The sequence below is a fragment of the Rufibacter ruber genome, assembly GCF_014138425.1.
GTDB lineage: Bacteria > Bacteroidota > Bacteroidia > Cytophagales > Hymenobacteraceae > Nibribacter > Nibribacter ruber_C.
On the sequence record NZ_JACJIQ010000034.1, the window covers coordinates 1 to 8,885 of the forward strand.

Below are 8,885 nucleotides of genomic sequence, written 5' to 3' on the forward strand. Positions count from 1 at the left end.
TGCTCTTTTTGGCGGCAGGAATTGAAATCAACTTGAGAAAAGTGAAGAGGGATTGAAACAGGGCACTGTTTAACGCTGAGTTGTGCAACAGCTACTTTTGTTAGCTGTTGTTGTTTCTTGCGTTTACTGCTACTTTTTGCTTTTCTTCTTTTGGCCTACTTTCAGAAAAACAAGCAGAAAACAGCTTGCCGAGCGCAATCAAATCTTTTCTTGCCCGTCCGTTTTTGGCCTCATTTCCGAAAACGAGGCCGAAAACGCTTTTTTAGCCGTCGGCTTACACGCATTGCTGAACAGGCATTTTGCGTCCGTTCCAACTTTTGCGACTTCTGCTACTTTTGCGGTTAAAGTCGCGGTACGATTGCTCTCTTTTGCCAAGGTAATTTAAATCTTTTGCTGAGTTATTCTGAGATTTCTATCCAGAATTTGCCGTCGATTTAAACTTTTGCTTTTTTCCTTTTAACTGAAGTCTGATGCCGGAGCCATGTTTACAATAACAGCTAACGGTTAGGCTAAACGACGTGCAAGGCCGTCGGCCGTAGTATGACGTTTAGGTGTTGTTGTGCATAGTTATTCTTCTAGTATTGTCTTCTTGATTTTCGTTAGATGCTGCTTTTTGATATCATCAAGTAAGAATGAATAATGCTCATTAGATTTGTATTTATTCTTAAAAGTTTCTTTTAATAAAAATTGAATCTCTGGAAGTCTCTCTTCGTCACCTGCTCTATATGCTCTATTATAGTCATCTTCCATTGAGTAACAACTATAAAATCCCCTATCTCTGTAAGTTTCTTCACAGTACCTAGGGTTTAAGCTATTTAAATAGGCATCTTCTGTTTTCGGAAAATCAGAAACAATCAAAGCCCAGAAACTATCATCATCTCCAGGTTTTTTAGTTTTTCCAGTTGCAATCCTAGTACTTATTTTGTCTATAAATTCTAACAAATTAAAGCCGTTAACCTTAGATTCTACTTCATTGTGTATATCTTCTGTAAGTTTATCAACTTCTTCATTTGCTAATTTATCTAACAATATTGGAAAAAGTTTATATAGAATCTTTTTATACTTATTCTCAACTTTAGATAGCAGTAATAATGAGTTTTCTTTTGTTATTAATTCTAAGTTAATTATTTCATATTTACCAGCATTCTTTCTTGATTCTCTATATTCAAACAACACATAGTCGCCCTCCTTTATAGATGACTTATTCAATTTAGAGAAATGAAGGAAGTAATCAGTCTGTTCAGAGTTTACAAATCCGAATCCTCTTTCAGTATTGAAGAACTTTACTTGACCTATTTTCATCTATTCTATTAATTATGCACAACGGTTAGGCTAAACGAAGGCGGAGGCCGTCGGCCAAGGCTGGCGTTTAGGTGTTGTTATGCCACGTTTTTTATTTCACGCATTTTAATTACTTCTCTTAACCTGTTCATACTATTGTTTGAAACGGTCCGAAACCCTAACCCCAATAAACCAAACCTGACAAAAATGATTGTCATTGATATTGGCACGATAAACCCAATTGGGTATTCTATCTCTTTGGTCGCGAGGGTAACTCCAACTAGAATAATCGGTAGAATCATAAGAACCAAGGAAAGCACTTTGAATGCAGTATGTATTTTAATATTAATTATCCCTTCTTTGCCTTGAAAATCACCTGTCAAAACACAAAGTGCTCCATATCCAGGAGCTGAGGAAATCACTTTAAACCTACTTTCTTGAACTTGGCCAATGAATGCCTTTTGAGTCAATTCCGAAACAAGTGAATCGGTGAGTTTGGTGTTTTGCTTAAGGTTATCTAATGCTAACGAACTATCGTCGTTTAGCTCAACAGTATAATTGTTAGTTGGGAATATTTTCATTTTATTTAAAATGAGGCATAACGGCTAGTATAAACGACGGGCGAGGCCGTCGGCCGAAGGCTGACGTTTATGCCTTGTTAGCTACTGTCTTTTTCTTTCTTCTGCTGTTCCTTTTATCCACTTTGAGGTCCTTTTAGAAATTCGGTTGCCAAGTTCCAATCCATCTGGCCCAGCAAAATCATCCCAAACTCCTGTTGGTAAAAACCATTGGTGGATTTGCGTCAAGTCGGTTTTATTGTTGTATTCAATCCAGTCTATTTCATCTTCTAAAGCCTCCCTGAATTGCTCAACTGAGTCAAACTCGCCCGAATATCCGCTATTTTTATTCTTAAGCATTTCTTCGGCTATATGAAGGTCGTCAAGTAGTCCGTAAAAGTCCCACTTTTCATAATATTCAAATTTGGTTAGTTGCTTCTGCTTTTTACCAAATAGCCAGTTAAACATTTTTCATATTTAAGATTGTAGCTAACGGTCTCGTATAAACAACGTGCAAGGCCGTCGGCCGTGGCATGATGTTTATACAGTGTTGGCACAAGTTTTTATTTTAGAATCTTCTGAATTGACTGCTCGTCCACTTTTAATGACTCTAAAATAAACCGAGCATATTTTTTGTCTTTCGCTTTAAGTTCTTCAAAATCCGTTAACAGTCCTGTTGCTGCCATTCTTTCATTGGCTGTCATTCCCTCTAATCCATGAATTTTCCTAACTTTTTCAGTTACCTTTTTCTGAAATGAAAGCCAGGATTGTCTAGCATTTATTCTTTCAATTATTTCCTCGTCTTTATCATTGTAGATGTCCCGTAAAGTGGATTGATTTAGGTCGGGAACCTCATTGAATTGATTGATAGATAGATAGGTTAAATAAAGCTTGCCCAAATCTCTGGTTCGGATTTTCTTCTAAGAAGGCTTTAATCAAGTCCAGTATGATTTTGTGTTCTTTCTTCATTTAAATTTGTGCCAACGGCTCGGCTATGCGGTCGGCTGGGAGACTGAATCGGAGATTCATGTCGGACGGCTGGCCGCTTGCAGGCAGAGATGGAACGTCGGCCGGAGGAAAACCCAGCTGCCGTATAGCCATTGTTACCCGCTGTTGTTTTCTTGCTTCTGCTTCTCTTGCTACTTTATCCCTATTCCTGTTTTTGCCCTGATTTCCTAAAAACGGCCCTGAAACGCTGGCCATCGGCCGGTGAGAACCGCAAGTTTACTTTTTTGGCGAATTTCTCTTCTTCTACTTTTGCCGGTCAAAGTCGGTATAGCCTGTTTTTGGCCTGTTTTCGCAAATCAGGCTCAAAAACGGTGGCCATCGGACGGTATGAGCCGCAAATAATCCTGCGCACATATTGTGTCAATTCCTCTTCTGCGACTTTTGCTACTCTTTCGGTAAAGGTCGGGCGGCGTTTGCTCTCTTTTGCTAAGCTAACTAAATTTTTCTGATTCTCTTGCAGATGATTCTAGTCTCTTCTGTTACTCTAGCTGATAAATTTTATGCTGTGACAGTTGAGTTTTATTTTTTCAATTGCGGGTAACGGACTAGTGTAAAAAGTGTGCTAGGCCGTCGGCCGACGCATGATTTTTACACAATGTTAGCGGTAGATTTTCTTTTTTACTTTTTCTATTTCTTTGGTTTTAGAAAAATAATCCCATTATCTTTCAGCAACTTCCCATTTTCATAGTCGGTGATTTTTCCCATTCTTAGTGAATCCACATTCAATTTATCTACTAACCGCACTGCGTTGTTTGAAATTCTGTACAAATCGGTCGTGAAAGGGTATTCTGCCCATTCTAGAGTGTATTGATATGCGTCGATAATGGTATTTACACTATCCGTTTTGATTATTAGTACATCATTGAAGTCCTTGATTGAGTTGTCGTAAGATACGCCCTTGAACCTTGCATTAAACCTATAATATTTATATTTGCCTGGTACTGGAAGGAAAAACCTGTCTGCGTCAGGCCATTTTCTAGAAGCTTCAATTAGGCTGTCCATTGCGTTTAGCATCTTGTAGTTAAAGTCAGAGTTGTAAGAGCTATCAACAACCAAATAGTTTTTGCCAATTCGTCTGTTTTCAATTTGCAGGCTGTCGTAATTCGGATGTGGATGCATCCAATCAAGCTTATCTATTTTCTTACCTAATAAACTTGATTTGCAGGAAGATAGGACAGTGACAATGAGTATTAAACAGATTGAGAATCCTTTATTTTTCATTATTATAATTTACCGCTAACGGTTAGTATAAACAACGAGCAAGGCCGTCGGCCGTGGCTTGGTGTTTATACAAGGTTGGCAGGCGTATTTCTATTAAAGTATATCAAGAACAAGAGATTCAAGGAATGTCCACGGATACGCCTGTTTAGTTTTGGTACATAAGTTTGTGCTTAGGTACTCGTCCGTTTTTTTGTCCATTAAAGAAAAGCTAAGCATCAAATCTTCTTTATAGGCATAAACAATGTAACTTTTCCCTAGGTCGAAGTAGTTACCACAATCAGAGTCGCCACCTGTTGTTATAATTGTTACTGGCTCTTTACTTTTTAATCCCTTGTACCTGTTCTTGATTTTAAATTTGAATTCATAACGCTTGTAATCAACTGTTTGGCCTGAGGTCGTTTTTTCTTTGGTATTTACTTCTTTGACATCAGTTACTTTTCCTTTGAATACAACATCAGAGCCTTTGAAATTCTCTAATATTGTTGACCTATCACAAGAACAAGCAATAGCTGTATTGATTGAAAGGGTTAGTAATAGAAGTAATATAATCTTCATTTTAATATTTTATATGTCTGCCAACGGCTAGTATAAACGACGGCGAAGGCCGTCGGCCGAGATGACTTTTATACAGTGTTGGGTTAAGTAATTCTTTAGATTTCCAGATAAAATTAGTCACAATCACATGCTTGGAACTTGAAGTCAAATCGCCCGTTGCTAAGGGTAATAATTTCATTACTCCTATATTTTTTAAGGACAAGATGAAATTCACCAGAGATTATTTGAGCAACCTTATCAAATTTTGTAACCGTGAAATGGCTGCCAACCAGTGGGAACCCATATTCTACCATACTGCCATTATCGAATTCCAAGAATGTCACGCCAAGCGAATCAATTTTATTGCCTGTGCTAGTAATAGTTCCTGCCAAGGCTGTTGAGAAAAATAAGCTAGAGGAAATCCCTTTTCCATTGTCCCTAGAAAAGCTAAAATCAATACCATCACGGCTTGCCATTGGGTAACTTACTCTTGCTGAATATTTCCCGCACGGGTCTAGCATAAGACCGCACTTATTGTAGGGAAACCATACTTCTTCATTTTCTAGGGTAAACCCAATTGTGTTCTTCCCTAATTGGGTTGCTTCTGGTAACTTTGAGTTTTTAGTAGGGTCTTTATCCTTATCACAGCTAATAAAAACCAACAGCAAGAAGGATAAATAGAATGGAACTGATTTTTTTATAAATTCTGTCATATTATAATTTTTTATTTAACCCAACGGTCTCGTGCAAACAGCGTGCGAGGCCATCGGCCGAAGGATGGTGTTTGCACAATGTTGGCTGACGTTGTTTTTACTAGTCGTAATCAGATATTGAGAATATCCATAACTCTCCCTTTTTTAAATCAAATAAGAAATAGGCTATGAAGTCGGAGAAATAATCGTTCCAACATTTTTGAGTTCTGTAAATTCTGAAATCATCATAACGTCCCATTAAGATTTGATTTGCAAAGTTGCCAGCCATCAACTTAGTTGTTATGGTGTCAAGTTTCCAATTGTCATATAAACTTCCTCCTAATGCATATTCTGCAAGTTCTCCGTCAAAAACAAAAGGACTTACCTCCTCAAAATCAATTGTTTCAAAATTCTCAACATTGCCAAAATGTTCATTCAGGTGCGCAAACCCAGTCTCGCCCTCTATATCGGATATGGATTTTAATGTCTCGTTATTCAGCAATGAGAAAATAAACCTATTGATTTTATTGTAGTAACGTTTATTGTCATCAAATCCAAACCATTCAAAACAAAGTTTTAATCTCTCAGGGTTATCAGTTGTGAATCTACATATAACAGGGTCACCGTTAAAGGTATTTGACAAATGCACTATAAAGGGGTTTGAAATTGTTTCAAGGTTAACAGCGGGAGTGAATTGCACATGACGCAAGTAGTCCTCAATAGCATTTTGACTTATCGGAGAAGTAATGCCTCCAATTCTCCTACGTAACACTCTCATATTTCAATCTAATTTCAATGACAGCCAATGGTTAGTATAAACAGCGTGCTAGGCCGTCGGCCGTGGCATGATGTTTATGCAATGTTGGCACACGTTTTTTATCTTAGCCAATCATCAAGTTTTTTTATTTCTATATCAATTTTTTCATCGAGACCGTTGCTGTCACTTCTATCAGTTTCTTCTTTTATAAGACCCTTCCTAATCCTTCTTATAATTCTAACTATGCGCAGGCCATTTTTTTCAATTTGCCCAAGATTTTGGTCAAGTGTTAAAGTAATAGCAATTTGGAGAAGTTCTAACTCCCGCCTTGTAAGCCCTCTTACGTTATCTAATAGCTTTGAAATATCTGAGCCAATTTCTCCTACATTATCTTTCATTTGTTTATAGCCTGCTAACAATGCAATTAATACAGCAAGCCATGCTGGGTCACATAAAATTGTGATTTCTGGTGGAGAAGCTACACGCAATGTAATAATCTTAGTCCTCCTACGTCTTCGATATCGGGGATATAATCCATCCCAGTGCTCTGGCCAATCTTTAATATAGAAGTTGTCAATATCAATTAAGGCTTGAGAAAACTCTCTCAACTCATTAAAATCGTCAATTGGTTTTGGAAACCTGATTTTAATCACCCAGGGGTCAGGAAGCCCTTCAACAAATAAGTTTGAACCCATTTATTTCTTTAATATTTAAAATGTGTGCCAACGGCCTCGTGTAAAAAGTGTGCTAGGCCGTCGGCCGACGCATGATTTTTACACAATGTTAGGTGCAGTTGTTTTTTTCTTTGACCAAGCTGCTACTTTTTGCTTTTCTCTTTTGGGCCTGTTTTGTAAAAACAGCCCCAAAACGCAAAAACAAAGAGTTAGGCGAATTCTTTATTCGTCCCGTTTTTGACCCGTTTTTGCAAAACCAGGCTGAAAACGCATTTCAGGTCTTCTGTTTGCAGGCTTGCGCGTCGTCGCGTTACAAACATTCTGCGTCCATCTTTGCTCAAACGCAAGGTCAATTCCTCTTTTGCCACTTCTGCCACACCAGCCGATAAAGTCGGGGAACTCTTGCTTTCTTTTGCTAATGTAACTTAATTCTTTTTCTAGGTTTATTTAGCTTTTTGGCCCAAGAATTTGTGTTCAACTTTTACTTTTGACTTTCTGCCAATCACCAATTGCCCAGCTACGAGCTATATTCACAATTGCACCTAACGGCTCGGCTATGCGGTCGGCTGGGAGACTGAATCGGAGATTCATGTCGGACGGCTAGCCGCTTGCAGGTAGAGATGGAACGTCGGCCGGGGGAAAACCCAGCTGCCGTATAGCCATTGTTACCCGCTGTTGTTTTCTTGCTTCTGCTTCTCTTGTTGCTTTATCCTTATTTCTGTTTTTGCTCTGATTTCCTAAAAACGCCCCTGAAACGCTGGCCATCGGCCGGTACGAACCGCTCATATTTTTGGCGAGTTCTCTTTTGCTGCTTTTGCCGGTCAAAGTCGGTGTTGCCTGTTTTTGGCTTGCTTTCGCAAAACCGGCTCAAAAACGGTGGCCATCGGCCGGTATGAACCGCACTTAAAAAGTATGCATTTTGCGTCAATTCCTCTTCTGCATCGCAAGCCGATAAAGTCGGGGTACGCCTGCTTTCTTTTGTTGAGGTAATTTAATTCTTTTACTGAGTTAAATTAAGAATTTGGCCCCAGAATTCATGTTCAAATTTTGCTTTTGACTTTTTGCGAATCACAGAGTGGCCAGCTACAAGCTATGTTTTCAATTGCGGGTAACGTACTTGTGTAAACGACGGCGAGGCCGTCGGCCGAAGCTGACGTTTACATGTTGTTGTGTGTAGTTTTTTATTTTAAAGGTTGTGGTGGTCCAGCTTGCCCAATTATGTCACCTCCAAATTTGATAAGGTCGAATAAACGGATAACTGCCCAATTTAATTCATCCTGGTTGCAGTAATAGCCAGCAATAATTCCGTATTTTTTATAATCTGATATATTGAATCCATCTTCAATGTCATTATACCAAATTACTTTTTTTTCCACAAATGCCAACTACCCAAAATCCACCGCCTTCTTGTCCATATTCATGCTCTGCCCACTTTTCAGGTTCTATTTTTATTAATTGCCAAAAATTCCATAATTCTCCATTTAATTCAGTTTCAGTTTTCTGGATTTCATCAAGTAGTTCAAATTCTGAAATAGGTTCCCACATTTTATTTGTTCAAAATTGCACACAACGGCTAGTGTAAGCGGCGGCGAAGGCCGTCGGCCGAGATGCCGTTTACACCATGTTGGCGGGAGTTATTTTTACTTTTTGCTTATTGATTCTAATAAGTCGTCGGTTAGTTCCCGTTCTTTTACTTTTGCCCAGGAACCGTTTTCTGGAAATCCTGTTCTGCAATAGCCTGCTTTGCTCTTAAAGTCGAAGTGAGCATGATAGTAGTCATTGATAGAAAGCAATGCAATTGATTCATCTTCACTCCACAATATCTTTAAGGTCGAGGGCTTGTCTTTGTCAACAATGTTTTTGACATTATAGATATGAAGCGCATCTAATATTTCAAGTCCATCACTTCTTTCTACAGCATAGAAGTATCCAGTTTCTTCATTGTCCTCAAAAACAACTGCGTTTTCATTATCAGCGGTACTATCGATGAAGATGTCTTTTCCTGGATAGAAGATTTCTTCTTCGTATATGTACATCTTCATTTTGTTCTTTTTTTAATTACCGCCAACGTACTGGTATAAACGACGCCGCAGGCCGTCGGCCAAGGTGACGTTTATGCGTTGTTAGTTCATGTTTTTTCTTGCGCGACCTGCACTTCTGC

13 protein-coding genes are annotated in these 8,885 nt (G+C 38.6%); 1 reads left to right on the plus strand and 12 read right to left on the minus strand.

Annotation, left to right across the window (positions count from 1 at the left end; all coding sequences use genetic code 11):
• Positions 1–82: 82 nt before the first annotated feature.
• The gene (locus FHS90_RS21935) at positions 83–385 is read left to right on the plus strand and encodes a hypothetical protein (protein ID WP_182514587.1); all 303 of its coding nucleotides are present in this window, start codon (positions 83–85) and stop codon (positions 383–385) included.
• Between the two features lie 182 nt (positions 386–567).
• On the opposite strand, the gene FHS90_RS22695 is transcribed toward FHS90_RS21935, so the two are convergent.
• The 12 genes from FHS90_RS22695 to FHS90_RS21995 all read right to left on the minus strand — a co-directional run bounded on the left by FHS90_RS22695 (position 568) and on the right by FHS90_RS21995 (position 8,766).
• Entirely contained in the window at positions 568–1,302 is a 735-nt protein-coding gene (locus tag FHS90_RS22695; RefSeq protein ID WP_182514588.1) for a cold-shock protein, read from the minus strand.
• Positions 1,303–1,379: 77 nt separating this feature from the next.
• On the minus strand, positions 1,380–1,862 hold the full coding sequence (locus FHS90_RS21945) for a hypothetical protein (RefSeq protein ID WP_182514589.1): 483 nt from the start codon (positions 1,860–1,862) through the stop codon (positions 1,380–1,382).
• Between the two features lie 81 nt (positions 1,863–1,943).
• Positions 1,944–2,306, minus strand: a complete 363-nt coding sequence (locus tag FHS90_RS21950) for a hypothetical protein (RefSeq protein WP_182514590.1) — start codon at positions 2,304–2,306, stop codon at positions 1,944–1,946.
• Positions 2,307–2,401: 95 nt separating this feature from the next.
• The gene (locus FHS90_RS21955) at positions 2,402–2,737 is read right to left on the minus strand and encodes a hypothetical protein (RefSeq protein WP_182514598.1); all 336 of its coding nucleotides are present in this window, start codon (positions 2,735–2,737) and stop codon (positions 2,402–2,404) included.
• Between the two features lie 736 nt (positions 2,738–3,473).
• The gene (locus FHS90_RS21960) at positions 3,474–4,067 is read right to left on the minus strand and encodes a hypothetical protein (RefSeq protein WP_182514591.1); all 594 of its coding nucleotides are present in this window, start codon (positions 4,065–4,067) and stop codon (positions 3,474–3,476) included.
• A gap of 93 nt (positions 4,068–4,160) precedes the next feature.
• Positions 4,161–4,622 (minus strand): netrin-like domain-containing protein, encoded by a 462-nt coding sequence (locus FHS90_RS21965; RefSeq protein ID WP_182514592.1) that lies wholly within the window; start codon positions 4,620–4,622, stop codon positions 4,161–4,163.
• Between the two features lie 113 nt (positions 4,623–4,735).
• On the minus strand, positions 4,736–5,314 hold the full coding sequence (locus tag FHS90_RS21970; RefSeq protein WP_182514593.1) for a Riean_0653 family protein: 579 nt from the start codon (positions 5,312–5,314) through the stop codon (positions 4,736–4,738).
• Between the two features lie 100 nt (positions 5,315–5,414).
• Entirely contained in the window at positions 5,415–6,071 is a 657-nt protein-coding gene (locus tag FHS90_RS21975) for a hypothetical protein (RefSeq protein WP_182514594.1), read from the minus strand.
• 98 nt (positions 6,072–6,169) lie between these two features.
• Complete coding sequence (locus tag FHS90_RS21980; RefSeq protein ID WP_182514595.1) at positions 6,170–6,745, minus strand: hypothetical protein; 576 nt, start codon at positions 6,743–6,745, stop codon at positions 6,170–6,172.
• 579 nt (positions 6,746–7,324) lie between these two features.
• On the minus strand, positions 7,325–7,549 hold the full coding sequence (locus tag FHS90_RS21985; RefSeq protein WP_182514596.1) for a hypothetical protein: 225 nt from the start codon (positions 7,547–7,549) through the stop codon (positions 7,325–7,327).
• A 525-nt stretch (positions 7,550–8,074) separates the two neighbouring features.
• On the minus strand, positions 8,075–8,269 hold the full coding sequence (locus FHS90_RS22340) for a hypothetical protein (protein WP_220483138.1): 195 nt from the start codon (positions 8,267–8,269) through the stop codon (positions 8,075–8,077).
• A gap of 95 nt (positions 8,270–8,364) precedes the next feature.
• Positions 8,365–8,766 (minus strand): DUF2251 domain-containing protein, encoded by a 402-nt coding sequence (locus tag FHS90_RS21995; RefSeq protein ID WP_182514597.1) that lies wholly within the window; start codon positions 8,764–8,766, stop codon positions 8,365–8,367.
• Positions 8,767–8,885: the final 119 nt, after the last annotated feature.